The organism is Bacillus clarus, assembly GCF_000746925.1.
In the GTDB taxonomy this organism is placed as follows: domain Bacteria; phylum Bacillota; class Bacilli; order Bacillales; family Bacillaceae_G; genus Bacillus_A; species Bacillus_A clarus.
On record NZ_JMQC01000008.1, the window covers coordinates 3,376,619 to 3,401,885 of the forward strand.

The window sequence follows — 25,267 nt, forward strand, 5'->3', positions numbered from 1 at the left end:
CCACATTTTTTATAATCCTTTTTTATTCATAGCATCCCTTAATTTATTGATAGCTTCTGTAAGATGCACTATTTTTCGTTCAAAACGAACAAGTAAATAGATAGCAATTACAACTGGAAACCCTAAATTATTAATGCTTTTAATAATTGATTGAAATGTAATAGCATCCATTTCAAACACTCCCTAGACTAATTGGATTAAACCTTTACCTTCTAAACTAGGAGAATTCCCTAAAATCTTTGCGTGTTTGGATAAATACTCATAAACTTCTGATGAAATTAATTCCTTTTCAGTTGATTGAAAAAGTTTTAATAACAATGCAATCGCCCCCGTTACGTGTGGGGCTGCCATTGAAGTTCCTGATAATTTTACATGAGTATTGTGCTTATATGTGGATAAGATTAACTCCCCTGGAGCGACAAAATCTATTTTACTATTAGAATTAGATGTATCCATAACTAACATATCCCTAGAAACTGCACCTACCTGTATAACTTCATCGTAGAATGCTGGATATAAGATCTCATCTGTTTTGCCATCACCATCTCCATACTTGCCCGCTGATGCTACTATAAGAATCCCTTTTTGAAACGTCTCAATAATAGATTGATGAAGCTCTATATCATGTCTTTTTCCGCCTAAAGAAATATTTATGACTCCAACGGTTTCGCCATCAGGACCAATCCAATCTTTTGCAAAACGAATTGCTTTAACTAAATCTCCATACTTTGCACGCCCTTGTTGATTAATAACTTTTAAAATTAGTAATTTAGATAAAGGTGCAACACCCATAATCCCTATATTCTTATTAGACGCACCAACTATACCAGCAATATGAGTTCCATGTCCTAAGTAGTCCTGATATACATTTTTAATTCCATCATCATCTAAAGTGAAATTATAACCTCCTATTATTCTTTCTCTTAAATCTGGATGTTCCACTTCACATCCAGAATCAATAATAGCAACAACGATATTTTCACCCATTCTTGATTGCTCCCATATATCTGGTGCCCTTATTATCTTAACTCCATATGGAATATTATGAACATCACCCAAAAGCTATTCTGAAGTTAATCGTGGTAATACTAATTCACTCATCGTTACACTCCTTTTATTTTTAAAAAGTGAAAGAAGTTTTAAAAAAAGAAACTAGAAATCACCAATTATTGTATAATGTCAGACCAAATGTTCTTTTGTGCGTTTTTCTGAATTAATAGTTTACTTTGTAGCAATTTACTTCACTTAATGAAATAGGAGGGATATATATGGACGAAAAGGTAAAATTCTGTTTAGAACATATTGATATACTTAACGAACCTATCATTCCATCTTTCTTAAAGCAAAAGAAAAACTACCAAATTTTTATCGAAGCGCTACAACACCCTTCGCAACATAATCACAACATTCTAGATGAAGAATTCAAAAAGTTTTATAAAAAAATAAGGATTATTAAATATATAAACAGCTTAATTAATATAGCTTCAGTTGATTTTGATAAAAAAATCCGAAAAGAAAGAGAGAGGATACAATTAGTACTGGATGCTCCAATTGTATTAAATCAAAGTAATGAGGTTGCTAGTAAAGTTGATTACATACCAGGTCCTTTATTACTCGATGTTAGCGATGAATGTCTAAAGGCATCTGAAGATTTGAGAGAATATGTTGTAAACAAGCGACTCTACTATGCACTGAGCAGCTTAACCGAAAAACAAATTACTATTTTAAATTATATCTATAGTAAAGGTTTTACAATGCAAGAAATTGCGAATCAGTTAGGAGAGACACGACAAAATATTTCAAATATTCACCAGAAAAGTATTGAAAAGTTAAAGAATATGATTATTTCATAAAAAAAGGAGAATATATATGGGGTTAATTTTTGAAGAAGATGAATTAATAGATTCAAAGCCTATTGAAGAAATTATCGATGAATTTTCGTCACTTATTAAAAGGAAATTAAGAAACACCTCGTTTCAAGAACGTGAAGATTTAGAACAAGAACTTAAGATTAAAATATGGGATAAAGTAAACATTCTAATGGAACAAGAGGTACCAGGTTTTTGGGAGTTCGTTGAACAATTTTATGAAGACAGATAAAATTGTTCAACTTATAGTTTACAACTTACTACAAATCTCCACTTTAATTTTATGAGGCTAAGAGAGCTCAATCTTTAATAAATATTGAAGGGAGACATACCAATGGGATTTGATTTTAAAACAATGGTAAAAGATGCTGGGATTAATACCGAACATATTAAAAGAGAGGAATTTGTTCCACAATCTGCAGACTATATCAAGATTGAACAAAACGTAAAAAAAGATGATTTAAATAAGGTTGTTGCAGCTTTAGCTGAACAAGATTACCAAATAAACTTAGATACGCCACTGATTGAAAAGTTTGAGTTGCCAACTGATCATGCTAAAGTAACAACAGAAGTAGTTAACTACAGTGTTACTAAAGATGGAAAAGCACTTGGGAACATTAGCCAAATTAAAAGTGAAGAGTTCACATTAACACTCGCAGTTTTAGAAAATGAACAACATAAAAAAGAATTATTTGCAGTAAATTTTGATGGAGAATTAGTTCATGAAACTTCTGAGAACATCGATGAACTTAAAGCGCAAATTGACTTGTATGCGTTATGCAAAGAGGTTTGTTCAAATGTTTGTGGTGCAACACTTGAAGTTACTATGGGAGCTTGTATTGAAGCTTGTTTAGAAACGGGCCCAGGAGAGATTATCTGTGCTCCTTTATGTATCGCAATGCAATATGCAACATGTAGCCTAGGATGTCCAAAAATTTGTTCTCCATTTAAATAAAAAATAAAGACCCAGATGATAATCATCTGGGTCTTTATTTTTTTCTAGATAGTATCCCTGATATTACAAATATACCAAGCACGGAAAGACATAAATACAGAATAAGATCTTTAATAGAAATTGTATCTTGTTTAAAAAGCATCAGCATAATACAAGAGAAGATTAATAAACCTATAATGAACCAAAACAATAGTGAGAAGTTGTATTTATTTTTTAATTGAATCGTTCGTTCATCTTCAAGTGGAATATCATCTTGTGAATTCTTTTTTCTGGATCTTGTATTATAAGACAATAAAATAATTATCATTATTGCGCTTCCAGACATTATTTCTCTAGGAAAAGGATTTACAGTTAATGCTACGATTAAATCTAATACAAGAACGGCAATAATCGAAACGATAATTGACGATGTTTTAAGTTCTCTTCGCATATTTGTTCCTCCTTATAATATACAATTTATTAATTTTACTCTTCTAAAAAAAAGATATCCTCAATCTTTAATTCGAAATACTTAGATATTTTTAAAGGTAACTCTAAACTAGGATTGTAACGATGATTTTCAATAGTAAGGATAGTTTGCCGCGTTACCTGAAGTCCCTGAGCCATTTCTAATTGAGTAATGTTTTTCATTTTTCTTAAGGATTTAATATTATTCTTAACCACATAATATACACCTCACAAATGTAAATATATCTTTACATTAATCATACATCACTAAAAACAAAAGATAAAGAAATCTTTACATTTTTACTGGATTTGAGTCAATATTTTGGACACAAAAAAGTTAAATCTAAGCTACTTCTTGAGCCAAATCTTCTATTGCTTGAGGAGTTTTATAACCAATGCTACTATGGATTCTCCCAAGTTATAAAACCCTTCAATGTATTGAAATAGTGCTAAATTTGCTTGTTCAAACGTGACATATTTTGTTTGATATTACTTCTTCTTTCTTTAAAATGGCGTGAAATGACTCAATATAAGCGTCGTCATACGGACACCCTTTTTTACTGAAAGAGGGCTTTATTTTATAATTACGCGAGTAAGGTTTGAAATTCTTGACTTGTATATTGTGTTCCTAAGTCAAGGACTTAACTCAGTTGTGTCCATATGACTATACTAACTCCAGAGAATTCTAATTATATTGTGATAGTGTATAAAAAGGGGAGTTATAGAAAAAATGGAGATGATTTCTATGATTACTAGTAAAATGAATATGAAATACATAGTAGAAAGGTTATGGGGGGAAATAAAGTGAAGAAATTATTAGTAGTAACAGGATTAGCAATGATTTTATTAGCGGCATGTAGTGCAAAGCAGTCTTCAAAAATAGATGAGAAAAATGCCGAGATGGTACAGAATGAAGAGCAAGTTGGTAAGGTTATTGATGGCAAAGAATACATAGTTAAGAAGATGGAAAAGGAAATAATTTATTTAGAGGATGCGGATCAAAGCAAAAAGGGAAATGCTGTACAAATGAATAAATTCCATATTATTGAAACATCGTTGAAGGGTGCCAAAAGGAATGGCATGATTGATGTGGGAGATTATGTAGTATTTGAAAAAAAGGCGATTGATCAGTATGTAACGACTATTACAAAAGATGTTGTTGGTGAAATAAAATATGATGGCACAATAAAGTATAAAATTCTTGAAGTAACGAATAACGTAGTGAAATGGTTACCTTTGAATAAGGAGAATAATGGTGGAGCTGTACCACCTGAAATGATAAAAGTGGTAAATGATAAAAAAATAAGGCCTGGAAATATAGTAACAATTAAAGAGCTTGAACCAAACCCACAAAATATAAATTTTGAATTAACGATTGTAGAATGAGAAGAGGAAAAATAATGAGAAATAAGTTGTGCATATGTAGTGACAATAAAATTGTTTCATTTCTAAGTGTAAACATGTATAACACCGTTCAGAAATAGAACGGTGTTCAAAAAATAGTTGTTTAATTACATAATCCTATACTTATTTTTCGTAAATCAAATATCAATAAAGTTTTTAAAAAACTAAGTATTCTTCCACATATTCGTCTTAAGAGCACTGCTAGATTACAAAAAGTGCTTATGTCACTTCAAAGTGCGTACTTCTCGAGTGTGGTTCCTTGATGCAAAATAATAGTGAACAAAGCAGATTATAGAAGGAGCTAAAACACTATGAATAATGAATTTCAATCAACACGCAAAGTTGCCTTGGTTGTAGGCGCAAATGGTGTCATCGGTCGCAACCTTATTCTCTCCCTGATTGGGACGTGATCGGCGTATCGCGTCGAGGCGGAGAATCTGTCGGCCGTGTCCGGTATGTGGCTGCGGATCTACTCAATATAGACGACACCCGGGAGAAGTTAAGTGATTTAACTGAGGTTACAGACATCTTCTATGCCGCCCGAGTTCAATGTTGATCAGCAAGATTTCTTAGAACAAAGGCAAAAAGGTAAGGCTTGGACTTGGTCGGCGCTCCGTCCTTCTGTAGTCTGCGGCTTCTCGATTGGAAATCCAATGAACCTCGCTATGGTTATTGCGATCTACGCCTCAATTTCGAAGGAGCTTGGACTTCCGCTGCGGTTTCCGGGCAAACCGGGTGCTTACGATAGCCTCTTGGAGATGACAGATGCGGGACTTCTCGCGAAGGCAACAGTATGGGCGGCAACTGAAGAGCGTTGTGCTAATCAGGCATTCAACATCACGAATGGCGATTTGTTCCGTTGGAATGAATTATGGCCGAAAATCGCTCAATACTTCGGCTTGGAGACGGCGCCTCCGTTGCCGATGTTCCTAGATGTTGTCATGGCGGACAAGGAGCATCTTTGGAACAAAATGGTCGAGAAACATGGGCTTGCTCAGCATTCCTATAAAGACGTATCTTCCTGGGGATTTGGTGATTTCGTGTTCTCATGGAATTACGATTTCTTCGCTGACGGAACTAAGGCCCGTCGCTTAGGTTTTCATGAATACGTCGATACCGAAGTGATGTTTATGAACATCTTCGACGACTTCCGCAAACGCAAAGTCATTCCATAAACGAAAAGCCTATTTTGAAAAAAAGTTTGTTCAAAATAGGCTTTAATCATATTTCATTAATTTATGTTTTTATAAAAAAGATTGATCAAATTAATTACCATGAATCCCTATATGAAAACCGGCTAGATAATTATTTCATCTGTCCTTTTCTGTAAATAGATATAAATTTAAAAAATTTCGTGACCCTATAACATACAATAGCCTAATTGAATCTTATTGTTCAATACCGTTAAACAGACTATTTAATGCTTATTACACTTTAATATTCATGATTCTAATCTCTAAATGAATCAGGTCTCTAGTTAAACCATTTACCTAATTACAGATGACTTCCACCAGTTACATCCATATTATGCCCAGTAATAAAACTCGCTTTTTCACTCGCTAGAAATGAAACAACATTTGCAATTTCTTCGGGTTGACCCTCTCTTTTTAAAGCGCTCATATTCTTTGCATTTTCTTGACCTTCTTCTGTATGCAGCCAGTTAGCAGTTGAATCCGTATCAATGATTCCAGGCATTATGGAATTAACCGTAATTCCTTTTTCACCCAATTCCTTTGCTAGTGTAAATGTCATTGTATTAATTGCGCCTTTTGTCATACTGTATGCCATCATATGTGGGAATGCGATACGTGTCACACCTGATGATAGATTTATTATCCTACCATTGGATTCGATAAATTCGATTAGAGATTGTGTGATAAAATATGGTGCTTTAACATTTGCATTAAATAGCCGATCGAACTCATCATAGTTCACCTCTCCAAATCCATTTGATGTAGCATGTCCGGCATTGTGAACAATTGTATGCAATGATATATTAATATCTTGGATTATCAATTTTTTGATTTTCCCGATAAATTCTTTAATCCCTTCGCTGGAATTGAAATCACCTTGAATTACATGTGCTTGTCTGCCAATTGATTCAATTTCTGCTTTGACTTGATTAGCTTTTTCAATGTTTTGATTATAATGTAATAATAAATTGAATCCATCATTTGCAAGTTGAATTGCGATTGCCTTTCCTATCCCTCTAGAAGCTCCTGTTACCAATGCATAATCATTTTTTTTCATGTATTATACCTCCTTTTAAAGAGAGTATAAGGGTTAACCTAAGGGTTAAGGTCAATTACTTAATACTTAGACGGAAAAATGAATTCCGAAAGGCGTTTGGAGGAATATAGATAATCATCCGGGCTTAGTATACGTTCATAAATATATGGTTCGGATAATTCTATTTCGTTATTTTTCATGATCTCATTTATTTTTAATACCGATTCTTCTTGATAAGGATCAATTTCATAGAAAAACTGTTGCGTTTGAAAACCAAAATAACTTGTGATTCCCAATTGATTCAATTCGTGATTTTCCAATTGTAAGGCGATACGAATAGGGTAAATTTTATTATCTATCAGTTTATATTTGATGATTTTTTCATTCTTTTTAACATTAAGTCCGCTAACTAATTCCTCTAGTTTATTCAGCGCTACACATATATTTTCATTTGGTAATAATTCATATTCATATACGAACAATGATTCTAAATACTCTTTTTGGACTTCATTATTTAAAATCATAATTGCAGGATTCAGGCCTTTCAATTTATTTATTGTTTGATTTGCATCTTTTATCTTATTCATTTCCAATTGAAGCTTTTCTTCTATCAAATTATTTATTTCATCATCTGATAACTTTCTATGGATGATTTTGCTGATTTCATTTAAGCTAAATCCTGCTTGTTTTAACAAATTTATTCGTTTAGCGGTTAGTAACTGATTTTTATCATAATATCGATAATCATTATTTGGATGAATAAACGCAGGATTTAAAATATTATGTTCATCATACAGATACAAAGCTTTTCGTGATAAGCCAGTCAACTTGCTAAAATCCTTTATCAGAAGCAAATTATTATTCACTAATGAATCACCTACTATCAATTTTATTTTGATTTATAATATACATTATAGGATTTAAGTTCAATTTATTAAAACGTGGATCTTCCACTTGAAGAGACGTTCTGAATAAATACAGTACGAAAAATAAAACCCATTCATATACAAATGGGTTTCAGTTCATCCTTGTTATAAACATCGTACCTTTATTTCAAAGCCTCATCAAGATATTTTCATCTTCTTTTTTATTCAGAGTCTAGCCATACTATGGACTCATTCACCTAACCTGTCCTTTAGTACAATAAGATATTCCAGTTCATCTTTTTTATCATTTTCCGAATTTCTATATCGAAAGGAATTTAAGAGTATAGAACATTTTAAGCAAAAACTAGCAAAGTATATGGCTTACTATAATCATAAAAGAATTAAGGTAAAACTAAAAGGCATGAGCCCTCGTACAATACCGGACCCATGCCCAAGAAGCTGCCTAATAAAATAACGCGTCTAACTTTTAGGGGTTACTTCATTTTAAAAATGATACCTAATTAGGTTTATTTGGCATGCTCTTTTTTGATTTGAATCATTAGTTGGAAGAATACAAAATGTTCATTGCTGAATTGCTTTTTTACATCTACTTCTTTTTTGAAGTCTCCTCATATATTTTTTCTTATCCTTTTGTACACCTTTTACATACATGAATAGGCTGACGAGGAAGAATACCGTACACTGTAAGGTTAAAATGTATGTGGATATTCCTTGTAGTGGTTGCTTCGGGTCATATAAATGAATAGGTGCTCCGCCTACTGTAGGGAATATCGTATTTAACAAGATATAGGGAATAGAGCTAACTGCAAATGGAAATAGGATAGCCATATAATCTTTTTGAGACCATGCAGATGCCGCTAAGCCTAAAAGAGCCATTAAACCGGCGAATAAAAAATTAATCCCAATATATACAGAAATATAAGTAAGAGGAGAAGAATAATATAATGATGCAAACATACCATTATCGTTTATAATACCAGTAGTTAATGCTGGATTCCCGTTTGGAATCGTTAATTTACAAAAAAATAGGGAAAGCAAAAACGGAAATGTATAGAGAAGTCCCCCGCAGAAAAACGTCACGATATATTTCGTACACGAATACGGAAACATAGAAATTTCTCTACTTATAAATGGCTTAAAGCCATCCGATTTATCAGAGTTATAGCTTGTACTAAATGGTAACGTAGCGATAACAGGCATTAATAATAAATAGACGTCCATTTCATTATCACGAAACCCAATCCATTTAAAAGCCGTTGTTACAAATTCATTAGGACCGTCTCCTAAATAACGAATAACGTAATAATAATGATAAATAGAAATAAGAGCTAATCCACTAAACAGAATAATTAAAGAAACACGATTACAAAAAGCTTGCTTTATATTTAAACGAAGTGCACGCATCATGATAGAAAAAGCCTCCACTATTTTTATAAATATGTCTATGTTCTATATTACTATTAATTGTAAAGATTTTCTGTTTTTTTCATTTGATTATTAAAAAAATAGGGGATTTTATATTGGTAGGTAAGGTTTAATTGTAAAAGGTACAAAATTTGGTTGACAATTAAGTATTACATTTGTAATCTTAAAAGTAGATTACAAATGTAATATGAGGGGGGAAAACAATATGACAAATAAATTACTTAAAATATCTGAAGCAGAATTAGAAATTATGAAAGTACTGTGGTCGAATTCTCCGCAAACAGCGAATGAAATTATTGAAGAACTTGAAGATACAATGAACTGGAAGCCGAAAACAATCCGTACATTAATTAACCGGTTAGTACAAAAGGAAGCCGTTTTTTACCATCAAGATAAAGGGCGTATGTATGCATATTATCCATTAGTATCACAAGATAGTTATTTACAAGTAGAAACGAAATCTTTACTAAAGCGTTTTTGCGGTGCGGCATTTAAGCCGTTACTTGTAAATTTCTTAAAAGAAGAAAAATTGTCTTCAGAAGATATTAATGAACTGAAACGCATTTTGGATGAGAAGACAGAGGAGAATGAGAGGAAGGGTTGATCATAATGATAGATATGTTTATAAATATGCACCTTCCTCATTTTTTTGATTGGCTCATAGAAACGTCACTTATGGCTAGTATATTAGTCGGATTCATTTTGTGTATTAAAGTGTTATTTAGAAATAAGTTAACACCTAGATGGCAATATATGCTGTGGATCATATTAATGATAAGACTTCTATTACCATGGTCACCGGATAGTTCTTACAGTATTTATTCTCTTCTTTCATATAGTTCTAGTGTATCTGAGGTTTTTCAAAAGAATACGGATCCTGCGATAACACAAGAAAGTACGTTAGAAACGAAAAGGAATCCTACAGTAATTGTAAAAGAGGAGTATAGCTCAGCAAATGTAATGAGGGAGAGTAGCCAAATAGATAGTGGAAAAAAAGAGAAGGATACTACATTTTTCATTTATAAATTCGCTTTATATATTTGGCTTTTTGGAGTTATCATTCTAGCAACGATAACTTTTATTATGAATAGACGTTTGCATACTTACATAAAAAAACAACCAAATATCACGGATGAAAAGATTGTTAGGATTTTTGAGAACTGTAAAAAATCAATGGAAATTAAGAAGAAAATTCCATTACGGTTAGCAGGGGAAATCTCAAGTCCGACTGTTTTTGGATTCTTTCGTCCGAGAGTATTATTGTCAAGCAGACATATGAAAGTATTAAATGAGAAACAACTACAATATATTTTTTACCATGAGCTATCTCATATTAAACGAAGAGATGTAGCTGTAAATTGGCTTATGTATAGTTTAATTATTTTAAATTGGTTTAATCCGATTCTTTGGTATGCCTATTCATGTATGCGAGAAGATCAAGAGTTAGCCTGTGATGCATTTGCACTTATCTTTATAGATGCAGAGGAACAAATCGCATATGGGCATACAATTATTACTCTTTTAGAACATTATTCGAGTTATTATCAAGCACCGAATCTAGCTAATTTAAGTAGAAATAAACGAACATTAAAAAGGAGAATTCTTATGATTAAGAAATTCCAAAGGAAATCATATCGCTGGTCTGCACTTGGAATTATCGCTATAGTTGCTGTTGCAGCTGTCTTCTTATCAAATGCACGTGCAATAGAAGGAGAGGAAAAGCAGAAGGGACAAGCTATAGAAAAAAAACAGCAACCTAAACCGGCTTTTGAAAATGCTGTAGAAACAATACTAGGTACACCAGAAAATGCAAGTAGAGAGTGGGGCATGTCAATAAAATCATATAAAAGAGATACGGATTTTTTATATTTGGCTGAAAAATGTTTGACAAAAGAAGAATTTGCACAGTATGTTCAATTATTTAAGGAAGCTCGTGCGATTCAGAAAAAGGCAATGGTTAAGAAAAATGTACCTGAGAATTATGACGGAGATACAAAGGAATTTATACGGGAGCGTTTGAAACAAGCTGACGAGGAAAGGTTAACTGTTATTGATAAAAAAACAAAACCATTTGAGGATAGGGTAGCTGCATCTTTAACATATACTGTAGAAGAAGCGCAAAATCATGTCCAGTTTCACATTAAGAAACCGTCTTACACGGTTGATGGTTATGAACTGAAGAAAGAATGGGCGGATTCATATTTTGGAAGGGATATAGAATTAGTTGTTAAATCTGAATATACGAAGGGGAAATATGGATATACGATTTATCAATCAAGGTTTTATGGGGATAATAAGGACCCACTTCATTACATGCTCCCTTGGAAAGAGAATCTAGAAAATTATGAATTAGAAGGGAATGAAATGTTCTTTATTAAGTCTCCTTCTGATAGTCGTAGTAAATTAAAAGGTATGAAAATGTTTATCCCTGAAAGAGGAAAGAATAGTGCGTATCAAATTGTGATAGTTAATGATATTTTCACTAGAAGTGAAGGGGAATACACAGAGGTAATAGATGATGAGTTAACTAAGAAAGAAATGGAGAAAATATTACTTTCTATGTCAAAATAAAAGACGGTGTTCTGAAAATTTCTATTTTAAGAACACCATCTTGTTGTTTGGAGTTTTATCGTGATTCTTTTAAAATAAAAGTAGAATTCAATTCCAAAGTAAATTGGATGAAATACAGAAATTAGTATGAATACAATTCATGTTATCTCCAATATATTCTAGCTTTTCATCACACTATTTTTTCTGGTACACTAGGACAGTATTATGTTGGATTGACTGGGAATTTTTATACTGGGAATAATTAAAAAAAGAGAACTTGTATAGCATGGAAGACTGTGGTAATATCAAATGTGTACGATTGACTATATTGTCCAATTGGTCATTTTTGGAGGTGGAGATGTGGCTGTAGATCGAAAACGTTCTATTATTGAAGCTGCAACAAAATCTTTTTCGGCATTTGGTTATAAGGCGACAACAATGGATCAAGTTGCAAAATTAGCGAATGTAGGAAAAGGAACGATTTATACTTTTTTCAAAAATAAAGAGGAATTATTCGGTGAAATTATTTCTAATCTAATTACAGAAATGAAGCAAGTTGCGAAAGAAGCAATTCGTCCAGATGTTTCATTTTTTGAAAATGTACATAGAGCATTATATAGCATTTTAGAATTTAGAAAAGAACATCAGCTCATGATTAAATTAATTCAAGAAGAGCGCGATATGGGTACGAAAGAAGTACAAGAAGTAATGCAACAAGTAGATGTTGAAATTGTATCCGTTATTCAATCTTACTTAGAAATCGCAATTGAAAAAGGTGAAATTAGTAAGTGTGATCCGGAAATTACAGCATTTATTATGCTTCGACTATATGTATCGCTTATTTTCGATTGGGAAAAAAATCATGAACCATTAGAAAAAGAGAAAATTGCAGAATTATTTGAACTTTATTTATTAAAAGGATTGTCAAATTAAGATAATCCTTTTATTTTTATAAAAAATGACTAATTGAATAATACGGTCAATAATTTTGGTGAGGGGTGGTTAAATAGAGTAATCAAGTAGATCAAAATGTGCATAGTATAAAATTGGGGTTAAGGCATATGTATGAACAGAGTATAGCCTTTTTATTTATGAAAAAATGACCATATGAACATTTTAGTCATTTTAAAAAGGAGGAGAAATCATGCGGGGGTATCAGTTATTGAGTAAAGAATTTACGGAGATTATAAAAAGTAAAAAAATTTTAATCCCGATTATTGCGGTTTTGTTTGTGCCAATTTTATATGCAGGTATGTTTTTATGGGCCTTTTGGGACCCGTATGAACAGCTAGATGATTTACCAGTGGCGGTAGTTAATTTGGATAAAGGGGCGGTATTTGACGGCAAACCGATTGAAGTTGGAAAAGGGCTCGTCGATAACTTAAAAGACAATAAAGGGTTTAAATGGGAATTTGTTAATGAAAAGACAGCGAAAGAAGGAATGGAAAACAGAAAGTATTACATGTTAGTACGTATTCCAGAGAACTTTTCAAGTAATGCTACAACATTATTAAAAGACAATCCAAAACCATTAAACTTAGAATATATTCCGAATGAAAGCTTAAATTTCTTATCTTCACAAATTGGTGGCACAGCTATTGAAAAGATTAAAGGTGAAGTATCAAGTACGTTAACGAAAACGTATGCTGAGAAAATGTTTGATGCTATTAAAGATGTCTCAAAAGGTTTAGCAGATGGGGCAGATGGAGCAAATCAGTTACATGACGGAGCGAGCGAATTGCATGACGGTTCCGGAAAAGTGACAGATGGACTTCATATACTCCAAGGGAAGTCTGGGAAGATGAAGGATGGGGTTCAGAAATTATTTGATGGCTCTAATAAATTAGTAGATGGGTCTGGAAAAGTAACAAGCGGCTTAAATACGTTAAATAACAAAACAGGTGAGATGCAAAAAGGAATTGACGAATTAAGAGATGGATCTCAGAAAGTAACAGGTGGTTTGAATACATTAGCAAATAAATCAGGTGAATTAAAAAACGGAACAAATGAACTATCAAATGGTCTGGAACAACTTGTTGGAGGACAAAGTCAATTAGAGAAAGGTTCTCAAGAAATTCAAAAGGGTTTGCAAGATTTAAATAATAAAGTACAAAGTTCTGTTGTAGGCTTTGAGGGAGTTCAGTCGAAAGTCCCTGCTATATTAAATAAAGTAAATGAGAAAATAAATGGAGCAGAAGAAAACGTAAGTCAGTTAAATGAATTTACTCAATCAACAGCAGGGGATGCAAAAAATGCAGCGCAAGATATAGCTAATTTGCAAAAGCAAATTGAGAATTTACCGAAAGAATATCAAGAGCAGTTACAACCATATATAACAAATGCGGCAAAAAGTACAGCGACAGTTCAACAAAAAGTTGTTGGAGTAGCGGGCGGAACAAAGAAACTAAATGAGGAAGTAAAACAATTAAAAGGCGAAATCAATGAAACGGTAAGTGGAATGCAAAACAAACTGCCGAACCCAGAAGGATTGAAAACTTTAACGAGTGGTATTGAGAAATTAACGAATGCACAAAACGAATTTGTAAGTAAGTTTCATGGATTTGGTGAAGGATTAAGTAATGCCAAAGTAGGTGCAGATAAATTAAAAAACGGATCAAATCAATTAATTGATGGAGTAACCCAATTAGCGGATGGCTCAAATCAAGTAACAGCAGGGTTAGGTCAATTATCTGTAGGAGCAAACCAAATGACAGGAGGAATAAATCAATTAGCAGATGGCTCAAGTCAAGTAACAACTGGCTTAGGCACTCTAAATGGCGGTCTAAATAAAATGTTAACTGGATCAACCCAACTAATCGATGGAGTCAATCAACTAGCAGTCGGCTCTGGGAAAGTGACGGATGGACTTGTGAAAGTAAATGATGGTTCAGGTGAACTGGCTGAGAAACTTGGTGAGGGCGCAGAAAAAACAGGCGAAGTAAAAGGAACGGATAAAACGTATGATATGTTTGCAAGTCCTGTAAAAGTGAAGACGGAGAAAATGGCGGAAGTTCCAAACTACGGAACCGGGTTTACACCATACTTTTTATCACTCGGTTTATTCGTTGGAGCCCTTTTATTATCCATCGTATATCCGTTACGAGATACAGTAGGTGTTCCGAAATCAGGATTTAGTTGGTTCATTAGTAAATTTGGTATTTTATTATCTGTAGGTATTATTCAAGCTTTAGTTGCAGATTGCGTATTATTGTTCTGGTTAGGTGTAGAAGTGCAAAGTGTTCTATACTTTATACTCTTTAGTATTGTTACGAGTCTAGCGTTTATTTCATTAATTCAATGTTTAGTAACAGCATTTGGTGATGCAGGACGATTCATTGCAATCTTAACATTAATTATGCAGCTCACAACAAGTGCAGGAACATTCCCACTTGAACTAATTCCGAAGCTTTTACAATACTTTAATGCTTGGTTACCAATGACGTACTCTGTATCAGGATTTAAAGCAGTCGTATCGAGCGGAGATTTCAACTTTATGTGGCAAAACATAGGTATATTAATGATATTTATCGTTCTATTATCACTTGGTACAATCGCTTCATTAACTTGGATGCATAAACGACAATTTCGAAATGTAGTAGAACAGCAATCAGTTGAAGGATAGAACGAAGTAAATAAAAAAGCACCGAAATGGTGCTTTTTTATTTACTTTCATTTACTTTCTGAGAAAGTGTATTAGTTTTTTATTTTTACGGAATCGATATATACCAAAACAGATAAGAATAATCGTAGCTATAACCCAAACAAATGGACCATATCTTTCAGCGAAAGTATAAAGTTTCATGTTACTGGCAATGTCCTCTTTTGTCTTTCCTATTAGAACTTCAGAACCGCTATAGCCTTCAAGCTTATCACCTTTTTTTATGCCGAAAATAAGAGCATCTGAGTTATTTTCTATTACGGTGTATCGATATCCTTTACCTTCAGTGGTTAGTTGGGTATCATCTTTTTTTAGTGTGTAGTCATCAATAGAAATATCTTTTCCTGAGAGTGTAATAGGTTTCATTGCGAGGCGGATCTCTTTTAACTTAGGAAGAGTCTCATTGTTTAGTGAGAGCTGTTTTGCGATATGCTGCTCGGAATCGATGTTTTTCCAATTTCCTTTTCGTCGTTTATATGTATTAATTTCAAGTAGTGCAAATTCCTTATTTTGAAGTTTTTCCTCTGTAATAGGTTGCTTAGTAGTTAATGTCCCTTTTAATAAAATAACGCCGTCTTTTGCAGATTCGAATGAAGGTGCTTCTTTCGTTTCGTTTAATGTATTTATAGCTCCTTTGTAATCTTCTTTTCCTAAAAGGACAGCCCCTGTATGTACGGTTAAAATAAGATACAGTATGCTTAATACTATAATGCCTTTTTTCACTATTTTCCCTCCAAAATATGTATGTATAAGTTTATTGTAACATAAATTTCCATATCATTTATGAAGTTAAATAAATAGTTATTAATATGTATTTTCATTTTTTAAAATAGATAAAAAATGAAAGTCAGAAAAATGATACACTTAATAAGTGGTAAATTTTTGCATAATACAAATCCAGGAGGGAAAACAAAATGCTTGAAAGCCAAATTAAATTTCGTGATACTACCATTCGTAACTTTTTTGATAAAGAGGATCGATTAAAATCGATTCCAGGCCAAAAAAAAGAAAAAGTTGGTACTATTAGAACATTTGATTAGCAAGCTAAATGCTGAAAATCAATATACAGAAAAAGAAATCAATACATTCATAAAACAGTATCATGATGATTTTTGTACGATAAGAAGAGAGTTTATCGTACATGGATTTATGGAAAGAGATGAAAATGTTTATAGTGTGAATGCAAGAGAAAAGTGGATGAGGTGGGAGGAGTTACAATAAAAAAATCTCTGTTATTAAAAACAGAGATTTTTTTATTTATACCTTATTAAGAAATACTTTGCTCCAATCTCTCTTTCTGACGAAGATGATGTGCAAAATGCATAGAAATAAGTTGGAACCACTCATTCGCATTTAAATAACCAAGCCCAGGATGTTCTACTTTACAATCATCTGGAATGGAAGCAAGGATAGGTTCGGCATTTTTAACGGCTGTAATTAATTCTAGAAAACGTTGTGTAATTTCTTCTTTATTTAAAGGGTTTTCAGGTGTGTATCCAGGCCGACTTGGTAGTTTTATTTGTATAGGGGGAAAGGCTCCCATTGCATATACCTTCTCACCCATGTCTGTCTTGTTGTTCGTTGCAGATGGCGTTTCATCTTTACATTTTGTGATTGCATTTAATTGCATATATGTAGCAGTAAGCAAATGATTATACATTTGGCCAAGAGACCATTCTTCTTCAGAAGGCTTCTTTCTAAATTGTTCGAGAGAGTACTTTTCTAATTCCTCTGCGTAATACGTCGCTAAATCTTCAAATTTCTCTAAAAAGGCAGTATTGTTCATATGATTGGCTCCTTTTGATTAAAATGTGCTTCTTGAGAACTATTATAAAGGAGAGCTGTTGACACCATTATGTCAGCAGTGAAATGAAAAATTAAAGTTGTAGCATTTTTTTCACTTCCTCTCGAATTTTTTCAGAAAGAATTTTCGGTTCTAGTACTTTTATTTGACTGCCCCAGCTTAGTACCCACTGGAATATTTCATCTATATTTCTCGATTTCAAAACAACGTGAAAACCATCATCTTTATACTCATATGAATCTATAAAAAAGTAACGAGACTCGATAATCTTATGTGCAATATGAGCTGGAAATAATAAATGAATCGTAACAGTTCGATTATTTTCAGGTTGATAGTCTTGTAAAGAAAAGTCTTTAGGTTTTGTAAAGAATTCTTGCTCTTGTTGTAATTCATCCATACGATCTAGACGGAAATTACGTATTTGTTTTCGAAGTAAACAATGAGCAACGATGTACCAAATTCCTGAAATGTTGATTAAACCGTAAGGATGGACGGTTCGCTTTATTTTCGTCCATTCATTCGGTTTACGATAAGAAAAAGAAATACATTGTTCATTTTGAATGGATTCTTGCAGTAGGAAGAGTTGTTTTTCTTGTTCAAGTTTTTGATGCGAAAATGTATTGGGGAGGAAACGGAAAGAATCCCTCAGTACTTTCACTTTCTTTTGTTGATCTGGAGGGAGAATGACCTCTAGTTTTTCTTTAGCTGCTCTTGCATGTATAGAAAAACCTGAGTTGAAAATTTTCTCAATATAATCACCTCCTAATAAAAGAGTAACGGCCTCTTCTGGCGTAAGCTGAATGGGTGGTAAGAAATAACCATCCATTAATGAATAGCCTCGTCCAGGTATTGAAAAAATGGGAACACCGGATTCACTGAGTGCGTCCATATCTCGATAAATTGTTCTTTTACTTGTCTCAAATTTTTCGGCTAAGCTTTGTGCTGTAACAGTTTGTTTTCTTTGTAATTCAATTAATATAGCTAATAAACGATCCGTCCGATTCATAAGATATCATCCTTTATTTTTATAAATATTCTTACTGTGAAATTCTAAAAGTAGTATATATCTTCCTGCAATTAACAGACTTTTTCCTATGTATAATATTAATATAGTAAAATCATAAGAAGCTGTATTGCAGTTTCCAATAATATACTATATAATCAGGATAAGAAAACGTTTTCATGTAAAGGGGGAGAATTTCGTGTCAACGATCGAGGACGTGGCGAAATTAGCGGGGTTATCAAGAACAACGGTTTCTAGGGTGATCAATAATCATCCATATGTTTCAGATGAGAAGAAAAAAAGGGTTCAATTAGCGATGAAGCATTTAGGCTTCGTTCCTAATTCTGCGGCGAGAAGGCTCCGTAAACAAAAAACAGAAACAATTGCGGTGCTTGTTCCAAGGATTACAAATCCTTTCTTCAGTAGATTTATTGAAGCAATTGAGATTGCTGCTTCTGAACATAAATATAAACTGATTATTTGTCAAACGAGATACTTACCGGAAAAAGAGATGGAGTATTTACAATTATTATCTACAAAACAAGTAGATGGGATTATTTTATGTTCACTAGAAAATCCGTGGGAGAATGTGGAACCATACTTACAACACGGTCCGATTGTGTTATGTAATGAATATATTGAAGAAGCAAATATTCCAACAGTGAAATTTGATCATGCACAAGGGGCATACATAGCTGCGAAGCATGTGTTAGAACAAGGATATCGTAATCTTATTTTTTGCCGTGGCAACGAAACGAAAGTAGTAAGCCAACAGCGAAAAATGGGCTTTTTACGTGCTATTACTGAAAAGAGTAGAGAAGTGGAAACGATTGATTTTCTTGAAAACGCTTTCTCTTGGGAAGATGGAAAACGAATATTCCATGATGTATTAAAGGACAAAAAAAATCCTACCGCGATTTTGGCAGGAGGCGACGAGGTTGCAGCTGGAATTATCGCAGAGGCGAAACGCCATAACTGGAGCATTCCAGATGATCTTGCTGTTATCGGTTTTGATAATCAAATTTTATCACAGATTACAGAACCAGGTATTACGACAATTGAACAGCCAATCGATGAAATGGCTCGAAAAGTTGTCGACTTAATGATGGATAAAATCCATACGAAAAATTATCGAAAAAAAGAATTGTATGAGTTTGAACTGGAGCTCTTGGTGAAAGGTTCAACGATGAAGGATACGATGTTATTAGCCTAGTAGACTATGTCTGCTAGGTTTTTTTGTTCACAAATTACTATTCTTCGTGAACGCAATCGTCACATTTATTATGGTACGCTTCGTGTTGCTCATCAATTTCCTTCCCACAGTGCGCACAAGTTTTCGTCGGTAAATTTCTGAAAAACTCCATTGGTTGATCGATCATGTAAATCCCTCCATTTCCATTTCTTACTATCATTGTATTAGTACAAAAAACAAAAGTCAACAACTGTTTTATAACAAAGTTGAAAATTAATGAAAAAGTTTAGGAAATGGATTATAGTTAACAATGTAGAATGTAAGTAAAAAACTTTCTCAAGTACGAAGAAAAACTGCATTGCTACTCGGTTTTAGAAAGGATGGATACATATGAAAATGACTGTTGTTGGCTTTTGGGGCGGCTTTCCAGAGGCGGGAGAAGCAACGTCGGGGTATTTGTTTGAACATGATGGTTTTCGTTTACTCGTTGACTGTGGTAGTGGTGTACTAGCACAGCTTCAAAAATATATAACACCATCTGATATAGATGCAGTTCTATTGTCGCACTATCATCACGATCATGTTGCAGACATTGGGGTATTGCAATATGCAAGGTTGATTACGAGTGCAACAACAAGACAACTACCGGAATTGCCAATTTACGGTCATCCGTTTGATGAGAATGGATTCAATTCTTTAACACATGCACCACATACGAAAGGAATTGCATACAATCCAGAAGAAACGCTTCAAATTGGACCGTTTTCGATTTCATTTTTAAAAACGATTCATCCTGTTACATGCTTTGCAATGCGTATTACAGCAGGTGATGAAGTAATTGTATACAGTGCGGATTCAAGTTATATTCCTGAATTTATTCCATTCACAAAAGATGCAGATTTATTTATTTGTGAGTGTAATATGTATGCACATCAAGAAGCTGCAAAAGCGGGGCATATGAATAGTACAGAAGTAGCAAGTATTGCGAAAGATGCAAATGTAAAAGAACTTTTATTAACGCACTTGCCGCATACAGGCAACCAAAATGATTTAGCAATAGAAGCAAAACAAACTTTCAAAGGCCACATTACACTTGCACATAGTGGTTACGTTTGGAACTCATGAGGTGATATGATGTTATTTATTGATAATAAAGGGATTACAGATCCTAAGATAAACTTAGCGATTGAAGAATATTGTGTGAAAAATTTAGATATCAATGAGACGTACTTATTGTTCTACATTAATGAACCGTCTATTATCATTGGGAAAAACCAAAATACAGTGGAAGAAATTAATGCTGATTATGTGAAAGAAAAAGGGATTCATGTCGTTCGCCGCTTATCTGGCGGAGGGGCTGTCTATCATGATTTAGGAAACTTAAACTTCAGTTTCATTACGAAAGATGATGGAGATAGCTTCCATAACTTTAAAAAGTTCACTGAGCCTGTTACGAAAGCACTTGGAAAACTAGGTGTAAATGCAGAGCTAAGTGGACGTAATGATATTTTAGCTGAAGGCAGAAAAATTTCAGGTAATGCCCAGTTTTCAACGAAAGGTCGTATGTTTAGTCACGGTACTTTACTATTTGACTCTGAAATCGATCACGTTGTATCAGCGCTGAAAGTAAAAATGGATAAGATCCAATCAAAAGGAATTAAGTCAATCCGTAGCCGCGTTGCAAACATTACAGAGTTTTTAAATGAAAAAATGACGACAGAAGAGTTTAGACAACTTCTTTTAGAGACAATTTTCGAAGGTGAAGCAAAAATTCCAACATATGAATTAACAGAAGCAGATTGGAAAGAGATTTATAAAATCTCTGAAGAGCGCTACCGTAACTGGGATTGGAACTACGGAAAGTCCCCGAAGTTTAACTTACAACATTCACACCGTTTCCCAGTTGGACAAGTTGACGTTCGTCTAGAAGTAACAAAAGGAACAGTAACAGAATGTAAAATATATGGTGATTTCTTCGGCGTAGAGGATGTTCACGATATTGAAGAGCGTCTAACAGGAGTACAGTTTGATAAAGATGCATTTAGTGCAGCTTTAGAAGGTGTAGATGTAAAACGCTATTTTGGTAATATAACAACAGAAGATTTCTTACATTTGTTTTTCTAAAAGGAAGAGCGGTCATACAATTTGTATGACCGTTTTTATTTTGAGTGTGTGAGAAAAATGAATGAATCCTCATTTCTCTTGTATGGATTGATGGATATAAGTTCATAAAAATATAATGGATAGACGAGGAGAAATATTTCAAAAAGTTAACTTATTTTTTCTCAAATGTGTAAAGAGTAAAGTCTCATTATATATTCATTTACTTAAATATCACTTGCTACTTTAATTTTCTTTTAATATAATTAATTTAGAATTTTTAAATTTTCTAAATTTTATAAAGGTGGGGTTTGTGTGAATCTCGTTCAATCTTTGGCTGAAACAGCGAAAAAGAAAGGAGATAAACCGGCTTATATATTTATGGATCAGTCGGTCTCGTATGACCAATTAAACGAAATGGTCACTAGGTTTTCTGGCAATTTAGCGAAAATGGGCATTGGAAAAGGGGACAATGTCGCATTAGTTGTAGGTAATTCACCACATTTTTTAGTCGGTTTATACGGAACGATGAAAGTTGGAGCAACTGTCATTCCGATTAATCCAATTTATACAGCAGACGAAATGCATTACATTTTACAAAATGGAGATGTAAAAACAATCATCGTACTCGACGTCCTTCTACCTGTTATACAATCTCTTACAACAAGACTTCCTTCACTTGAAAACATCATCATATGTGAAACCTCAGCAGATAGTAAGCATACAGAAAGCGAAAAAATGAAAACGTTTACCAGTTTAATAGGATCCGGAGATATATCTTATGAGGGTCCTAATCTAGATGAAGAAGATGTAGCTGTTATTTTATATACTTCAGGCACAACTGGAAAGCCAAAAGGCGCTATGTTAACTCATAAAAATTTATATAGTAATGCGAACGATGTTGCGTCGTATTTACAATATACAGCAGATGATCGCATCGTTGCGGCATTGCCGATGTTCCATGTGTTTTGCTTAACAGTTGCAGTGAATGCACCAATTGTGAACGGTGCGACAATTTTAATGTTACCGAAGTTTAGTCCGAAAGAAGTATTTCGTATTTGTCATACATATGGGCCAACGATTTTTGCTGGTGTACCGACAATGTATAATTACTTATATTTACATGAAGAAGCAAGTGCAGAAGATGTGAAGACACTTCGCCTTTGTATTTCCGGTGGTGCGTCAATGCCGGTTGCTCTTCTGAAAAACTTTGAAAATCGCTTTAATGTTATCGTTTCAGAAGGATACGGTTTATCAGAAGCATCACCAGTTACTTGTTTTAACCCGTTAGATCGTCCACGTAAACCAGGATCTATTGGTACAAATATTTGGCATGTAGAAAATAAAATTGTCAATGAACTTGGTGAAGAAGTACCTGTCGGAGAAGTTGGGGAATTAATCGTTCGTGGCCCGAATGTTATGAAGGGTTATTATAATGCGCCAGAAGATACAGCGGCTACACTTCGCGATGGTTGGCTTTACACAGGCGATTTAGCAAAAATGGATGAAGAAGGTTATTTTTATATTGTTGATCGTAAAAAAGATATCGTTCTTGTCGGTGGGTATAATGTGTATCCTCGGGAAGTAGAAGAGGTGCTATATGGTCACGAGGTAGTGGCAGAAGTTGTTGTCATCGGCGTTCCTGATGAAAACTTAGGAGAGGCCGTACGCGCTTATGTCGTTTTGAAACAGGCTAGTATAACAGAAGAGGAATTGATGCATTACTGTACTTTACATTTAGCAAAATATAAAGTACCAAAGAGTATTGAGTTTTTAACAGAATTACCGAAAAATACGACAGGTAAATTGTTAAGAAGAGCTTTGAGAGAGAAGGCAATGCAAGTATAATTTCTTATAAGAATCCGTCTATATAGTCATTCTTTATATAGACGGATTTTTTATAAAACAAAATTGATAATGATTAAGAAAAGACATATTCATGCATGCGTTGTAGCGGTAATACTAGCAGTTTCGGATTACCAATTGTGAAAGCAAATGCGGGAAGATAAAAAACATTGAACAAATTCGTTCAATGTTTTTTATTTTTTTCAATCTAGTTATAAGTTGTGAATGTAAAGTCAGTGCGAAGTGCATAATCATCACCACGCTTCGTGTAAGTTAGACTTATCTATAATTTCTAATGCGTAACATTTACGTTATAAGTACATAACAAGTTATAATATAAGAAATACATAAGGAGGTTTGTTGTGAAGTATTTTCGATATCTCAATATATTTACTATTTTGATTGTATATACATTACTTATGTTTTATATCGGTTGGAACGGCTGGGTTTGGCTCAGTACGGTATTCGGCTGGGAATCTTGGGGATATTACGCTTTATTAGTTGGTTTCTTTTCTTATGCGTATATTCTCGTGCAAGTGTTTAAGTTTCTTCCTTTTTTACGAACGATTGGTTCGCTTTGGTTTGCAGTTATACAATATGCGCTTATGTTATTACCGTTAGCTAATATTGCTGTATTCGGTTTACAGTTTTCAGTGGAGAAAGAGACGGCAATTATTTGGGTAGGAACCATCGTTTTCCTTTTATTTTTCCTCATTTTTGCATACGGGGTATTCAATGCGTACAGTCCAGTTGTGAGAAAGTATGATGTACATATACCAAAAAAAGTGGAAGGGCGTAAAAGTTTACGAATTGCGATGGCTTCTGATATGCATTTCGGTAAACTGTCTGGCGTCTCTCATTTGAAAAGATTAGTCCGCCATGTAAACGAAATGAAACCAGACATTATTTTGCTCCCTGGAGATATCATTGATGATCATCCTGGTGTATTCATTCGAAAAAATATGGGACACATTATGAAACAAATGAAAGCTCCATTAGGCATATACGGGGTATTAGGAAATCATGAATATTACGGCAGGGCTATCCCAGAATTTTTACAAGAGATGGACAAGATTGACGTACATATTCTTTTAGACGAAGTTATTACAATAGAAGATAGTTTTTATCTCGTTGGAAGAAGGGATAAAACAGAGCGTGATCGTCAAAGTTTTGAAAAACTTATGAGCACAGTAGATCAATCGCTTCCTGTTATTGCAATGGATCATCAGCCATTTGAACTAAAACAAGCAGCAGAAGCTGGTGTGGATTTATTATTATCCGGTCACACCCACCGCGGACAAATGGCACCGAATCATATCATTACGAAACGAATGTACGAACTAGATTGGGGATACGTACAGAAAGGCACTTTTCATGCCATCGTTTCCTCAGGATTTGGATTTTGGGGACCACCACTAAGACTTGGAAGTAGGTCGGAGATTGTACAAGTGGAGGTTACGTTTGAGTAGTTAGGGCAAGAAAAGAAGTTTATTATAACTATATCTTCTTCAAGTAGAAAATAATAAAATGGGTTCTGTGCGATACCTTTTTTAAGATAATCAAAGGCAACATGATGTTATTTTTAGAAAAAAGAAGGCTTATATACGCCTTCTTTTTATTTTAGGAACTTAGAATTCACTTTGGATTGGAATTGGATAAACATGTATATAGAAGGATCATAAGCCTATTCTAAATTTGATAACATATGAAATAATATATTTTTTACTTTTAATGAAACAAAAAGTAAGATGATTTCTTAATTTTTGAAGGGAATATGTAATAGTAACGGAATAATATTAATAATTAGTTCGAAAGCAGTATTCAATCCTCGCAATCTTATACTATTTTTAGGAATTTATAGAACAGGAGGTAATGAGAGAGATTTTTAAAATTTATTTCT

The 25,267-nt window shown here is 33.6% G+C and carries 23 protein-coding genes and 5 pseudogenes; 16 read left to right on the forward strand and 12 right to left on the reverse strand.

Annotated features, from left to right (window positions below; translation table 11 throughout):
- Nucleotides 1-9 precede the first annotated feature (9 nt).
- Nucleotides 10-171: a YvrJ family protein gene (locus DJ93_RS18135; protein ID WP_042982361.1), complete on the reverse strand. Its 162-nt coding sequence runs from the start codon at nucleotides 169-171 to the stop codon at nucleotides 10-12.
- Between the two features lie 12 nt (nucleotides 172-183).
- The gene (locus DJ93_RS18140; protein WP_117287898.1) at nucleotides 184-987 is read right to left on the reverse strand and encodes a S8 family peptidase; all 804 of its coding nucleotides are present in this window, start codon (nucleotides 985-987) and stop codon (nucleotides 184-186) included.
- Nucleotides 988-1,268: 281 nt separating this feature from the next.
- On the opposite strand from DJ93_RS18140, the gene DJ93_RS18145 reads away from it, so the two are divergent.
- The 3 genes from DJ93_RS18145 to DJ93_RS18155 all read left to right on the forward strand — a co-directional run bounded on the left by DJ93_RS18145 (nucleotide 1,269) and on the right by DJ93_RS18155 (nucleotide 2,823).
- Entirely contained in the window at nucleotides 1,269-1,853 is a 585-nt protein-coding gene (locus DJ93_RS18145) for a sigma-70 family RNA polymerase sigma factor (protein ID WP_042982363.1), read from the forward strand.
- Between the two features lie 16 nt (nucleotides 1,854-1,869).
- Nucleotides 1,870-2,100 (forward strand): hypothetical protein, encoded by a 231-nt coding sequence (locus DJ93_RS18150; protein ID WP_042982364.1) that lies wholly within the window; start codon nucleotides 1,870-1,872, stop codon nucleotides 2,098-2,100.
- Between the two features lie 102 nt (nucleotides 2,101-2,202).
- A complete protein-coding gene (locus DJ93_RS18155; RefSeq protein ID WP_042982366.1) occupies nucleotides 2,203-2,823 on the forward strand; it encodes a hypothetical protein in 621 nt (206 codons plus the stop codon).
- Nucleotides 2,824-2,857: 34 nt separating this feature from the next.
- On the opposite strand, the gene DJ93_RS18160 is transcribed toward DJ93_RS18155, so the two are convergent.
- The 3 genes and pseudogenes from DJ93_RS18160 to DJ93_RS30845 form a co-directional block, all read right to left on the reverse strand.
- Entirely contained in the window at nucleotides 2,858-3,253 is a 396-nt protein-coding gene (locus DJ93_RS18160) for a hypothetical protein (RefSeq protein WP_042982368.1), read from the reverse strand.
- A 35-nt stretch (nucleotides 3,254-3,288) separates the two neighbouring features.
- Entirely contained in the window at nucleotides 3,289-3,486 is a 198-nt protein-coding gene (locus DJ93_RS18165) for a helix-turn-helix transcriptional regulator (protein WP_042982369.1), read from the reverse strand.
- 127 nt (nucleotides 3,487-3,613) lie between these two features.
- Nucleotides 3,614-3,905 (reverse strand): annotated as a pseudogene (locus DJ93_RS30845) (transposase); the annotation flags it as partial.
- A 169-nt stretch (nucleotides 3,906-4,074) separates the two neighbouring features.
- Here DJ93_RS30845 and DJ93_RS18170 point away from each other — a divergent pair.
- Together DJ93_RS18170 and DJ93_RS18175 are read left to right on the forward strand one after the other, a co-directional pair.
- Nucleotides 4,075-4,656: a putative periplasmic lipoprotein gene (locus tag DJ93_RS18170; protein WP_042982370.1), complete on the forward strand. Its 582-nt coding sequence runs from the start codon at nucleotides 4,075-4,077 to the stop codon at nucleotides 4,654-4,656.
- Between the two features lie 329 nt (nucleotides 4,657-4,985).
- Nucleotides 4,986-5,849, forward strand: a pseudogene (locus DJ93_RS18175) (SDR family oxidoreductase).
- 319 nt (nucleotides 5,850-6,168) lie between these two features.
- Here DJ93_RS18175 and DJ93_RS18180 read toward each other — a convergent pair.
- Both DJ93_RS18180 and DJ93_RS29640 read right to left on the reverse strand, forming a co-directional pair.
- Entirely contained in the window at nucleotides 6,169-6,924 is a 756-nt protein-coding gene (locus DJ93_RS18180) for an SDR family NAD(P)-dependent oxidoreductase (protein ID WP_042982371.1), read from the reverse strand.
- Nucleotides 6,925-6,983: 59 nt separating this feature from the next.
- Nucleotides 6,984-7,769, reverse strand: coding sequence for a MerR family transcriptional regulator (locus tag DJ93_RS29640; protein ID WP_052109580.1), 786 nt, complete (start codon nucleotides 7,767-7,769; stop codon nucleotides 6,984-6,986).
- Between the two features lie 310 nt (nucleotides 7,770-8,079).
- Here DJ93_RS29640 and DJ93_RS33785 point away from each other — a divergent pair.
- Nucleotides 8,080-8,236: pseudogene (locus tag DJ93_RS33785) on the forward strand (IS3 family transposase); the annotation flags it as partial.
- Nucleotides 8,237-8,351: 115 nt separating this feature from the next.
- Here DJ93_RS33785 and DJ93_RS18190 read toward each other — a convergent pair.
- Nucleotides 8,352-9,197 carry a hypothetical protein gene (locus DJ93_RS18190; RefSeq protein ID WP_042982372.1) on the reverse strand — a complete coding sequence of 282 codons (846 nt, stop codon included), beginning with the start codon at nucleotides 9,195-9,197 and terminating at the stop codon, nucleotides 8,352-8,354.
- A 223-nt stretch (nucleotides 9,198-9,420) separates the two neighbouring features.
- Between DJ93_RS18190 and DJ93_RS18195 the strand changes: the two genes are divergently transcribed.
- From DJ93_RS18195 to DJ93_RS18210, 4 genes are all read left to right on the forward strand, one after another.
- Nucleotides 9,421-9,819, forward strand: a complete 399-nt coding sequence (locus DJ93_RS18195; RefSeq protein WP_042982373.1) for a BlaI/MecI/CopY family transcriptional regulator — start codon at nucleotides 9,421-9,423, stop codon at nucleotides 9,817-9,819.
- A 5-nt stretch (nucleotides 9,820-9,824) separates the two neighbouring features.
- Nucleotides 9,825-11,786 carry a M56 family metallopeptidase gene (locus DJ93_RS18200; protein ID WP_042982374.1) on the forward strand — a complete coding sequence of 654 codons (1,962 nt, stop codon included), beginning with the start codon at nucleotides 9,825-9,827 and terminating at the stop codon, nucleotides 11,784-11,786.
- A gap of 339 nt (nucleotides 11,787-12,125) precedes the next feature.
- Nucleotides 12,126-12,698: a TetR/AcrR family transcriptional regulator gene (locus DJ93_RS18205; protein ID WP_042982375.1), complete on the forward strand. Its 573-nt coding sequence runs from the start codon at nucleotides 12,126-12,128 to the stop codon at nucleotides 12,696-12,698.
- Nucleotides 12,699-12,909: 211 nt separating this feature from the next.
- On the forward strand, nucleotides 12,910-15,387 hold the full coding sequence (locus tag DJ93_RS18210; protein WP_042982376.1) for a YhgE/Pip domain-containing protein: 2,478 nt from the start codon (nucleotides 12,910-12,912) through the stop codon (nucleotides 15,385-15,387).
- Nucleotides 15,388-15,424: 37 nt separating this feature from the next.
- Here DJ93_RS18210 and DJ93_RS18215 read toward each other — a convergent pair.
- Nucleotides 15,425-16,146, reverse strand: a pseudogene (locus DJ93_RS18215) (hypothetical protein).
- A gap of 191 nt (nucleotides 16,147-16,337) precedes the next feature.
- Between DJ93_RS18215 and DJ93_RS18220 the strand changes: the two are divergent.
- Nucleotides 16,338-16,644 (forward strand): annotated as a pseudogene (locus tag DJ93_RS18220) (DUF2087 domain-containing protein).
- 46 nt (nucleotides 16,645-16,690) lie between these two features.
- On the opposite strand, the gene DJ93_RS18225 reads toward DJ93_RS18220, so the two are convergent.
- Entirely contained in the window at nucleotides 16,691-17,209 is a 519-nt protein-coding gene (locus DJ93_RS18225; protein WP_042982380.1) for a DinB family protein, read from the reverse strand.
- 91 nt (nucleotides 17,210-17,300) lie between these two features.
- Nucleotides 17,301-18,233, reverse strand: a complete 933-nt coding sequence (locus DJ93_RS18230; RefSeq protein ID WP_042982382.1) for a helix-turn-helix transcriptional regulator — start codon at nucleotides 18,231-18,233, stop codon at nucleotides 17,301-17,303.
- A gap of 196 nt (nucleotides 18,234-18,429) precedes the next feature.
- On the opposite strand from DJ93_RS18230, the gene DJ93_RS18235 reads away from it, so the two are divergent.
- Entirely contained in the window at nucleotides 18,430-19,443 is a 1,014-nt protein-coding gene (locus DJ93_RS18235; protein ID WP_042982384.1) for a LacI family DNA-binding transcriptional regulator, read from the forward strand.
- 37 nt (nucleotides 19,444-19,480) lie between these two features.
- On the opposite strand, the gene yhfH is transcribed toward DJ93_RS18235, so the two are convergent.
- Nucleotides 19,481-19,609 (reverse strand): protein YhfH, encoded by a 129-nt coding sequence (yhfH, locus tag DJ93_RS18240; RefSeq protein WP_000567010.1) that lies wholly within the window; start codon nucleotides 19,607-19,609, stop codon nucleotides 19,481-19,483.
- A 203-nt stretch (nucleotides 19,610-19,812) separates the two neighbouring features.
- Between yhfH and DJ93_RS18245 the strand changes: the two genes are divergently transcribed.
- The 4 genes from DJ93_RS18245 to DJ93_RS18260 all read left to right on the forward strand — a co-directional run bounded on the left by DJ93_RS18245 (nucleotide 19,813) and on the right by DJ93_RS18260 (nucleotide 24,836).
- The gene (locus DJ93_RS18245) at nucleotides 19,813-20,547 is read left to right on the forward strand and encodes an MBL fold metallo-hydrolase (protein ID WP_042982385.1); all 735 of its coding nucleotides are present in this window, start codon (nucleotides 19,813-19,815) and stop codon (nucleotides 20,545-20,547) included.
- A gap of 9 nt (nucleotides 20,548-20,556) precedes the next feature.
- Nucleotides 20,557-21,546 (forward strand): lipoate--protein ligase, encoded by a 990-nt coding sequence (locus DJ93_RS18250; RefSeq protein ID WP_042982386.1) that lies wholly within the window; start codon nucleotides 20,557-20,559, stop codon nucleotides 21,544-21,546.
- A 291-nt stretch (nucleotides 21,547-21,837) separates the two neighbouring features.
- The gene (locus DJ93_RS18255) at nucleotides 21,838-23,370 is read left to right on the forward strand and encodes a fatty acid--CoA ligase family protein (RefSeq protein ID WP_042982388.1); all 1,533 of its coding nucleotides are present in this window, start codon (nucleotides 21,838-21,840) and stop codon (nucleotides 23,368-23,370) included.
- A 359-nt stretch (nucleotides 23,371-23,729) separates the two neighbouring features.
- On the forward strand, nucleotides 23,730-24,836 hold the full coding sequence (locus DJ93_RS18260) for a metallophosphoesterase (protein ID WP_042982389.1): 1,107 nt from the start codon (nucleotides 23,730-23,732) through the stop codon (nucleotides 24,834-24,836).
- Nucleotides 24,837-25,267 lie beyond the last annotated feature (431 nt).

Excerpts from the sequence above, each read along its gene's own strand:
- DJ93_RS18135 (WP_042982361.1), bottom strand. The coding sequence starts at position 171 with ATGGATGCTATTACATTTCAATCAATTATTAAAAGCATTAATAATTTA.
- DJ93_RS18140 (WP_117287898.1), bottom strand. The coding sequence starts at position 987 with ATGGGTGAAAATATCGTTGTTGCTATTATTGATTCTGGATGTGAAGTG.
- DJ93_RS18145 (WP_042982363.1), top strand. The coding sequence starts at position 1,269 with ATGGACGAAAAGGTAAAATTCTGTTTAGAACATATTGATATACTTAAC.
- DJ93_RS18150 (WP_042982364.1), top strand. The coding sequence starts at position 1,870 with ATGGGGTTAATTTTTGAAGAAGATGAATTAATAGATTCAAAGCCTATT.
- DJ93_RS18155 (WP_042982366.1), top strand. The coding sequence starts at position 2,203 with ATGGGATTTGATTTTAAAACAATGGTAAAAGATGCTGGGATTAATACC.
- DJ93_RS18160 (WP_042982368.1), bottom strand. The coding sequence starts at position 3,253 with ATGCGAAGAGAACTTAAAACATCGTCAATTATCGTTTCGATTATTGCC.
- DJ93_RS18180 (WP_042982371.1), bottom strand. The coding sequence starts at position 6,924 with ATGAAAAAAAATGATTATGCATTGGTAACAGGAGCTTCTAGAGGGATA.
- DJ93_RS18190 (WP_042982372.1), bottom strand. The coding sequence starts at position 9,197 with ATGATGCGTGCACTTCGTTTAAATATAAAGCAAGCTTTTTGTAATCGT.
- DJ93_RS18195 (WP_042982373.1), top strand. The coding sequence starts at position 9,421 with ATGACAAATAAATTACTTAAAATATCTGAAGCAGAATTAGAAATTATG.
- DJ93_RS18200 (WP_042982374.1), top strand. The coding sequence starts at position 9,825 with ATGATAGATATGTTTATAAATATGCACCTTCCTCATTTTTTTGATTGG.
- DJ93_RS18210 (WP_042982376.1), top strand. The coding sequence starts at position 12,910 with ATGCGGGGGTATCAGTTATTGAGTAAAGAATTTACGGAGATTATAAAA.
- DJ93_RS18225 (WP_042982380.1), bottom strand. The coding sequence starts at position 17,209 with ATGAACAATACTGCCTTTTTAGAGAAATTTGAAGATTTAGCGACGTAT.
- DJ93_RS18230 (WP_042982382.1), bottom strand. The coding sequence starts at position 18,233 with ATGAATCGGACGGATCGTTTATTAGCTATATTAATTGAATTACAAAGA.
- yhfH (WP_000567010.1), bottom strand. The coding sequence starts at position 19,609 with ATGATCGATCAACCAATGGAGTTTTTCAGAAATTTACCGACGAAAACT.
- DJ93_RS18245 (WP_042982385.1), top strand. The coding sequence starts at position 19,813 with ATGAAAATGACTGTTGTTGGCTTTTGGGGCGGCTTTCCAGAGGCGGGA.
- DJ93_RS18250 (WP_042982386.1), top strand. The coding sequence starts at position 20,557 with ATGTTATTTATTGATAATAAAGGGATTACAGATCCTAAGATAAACTTA.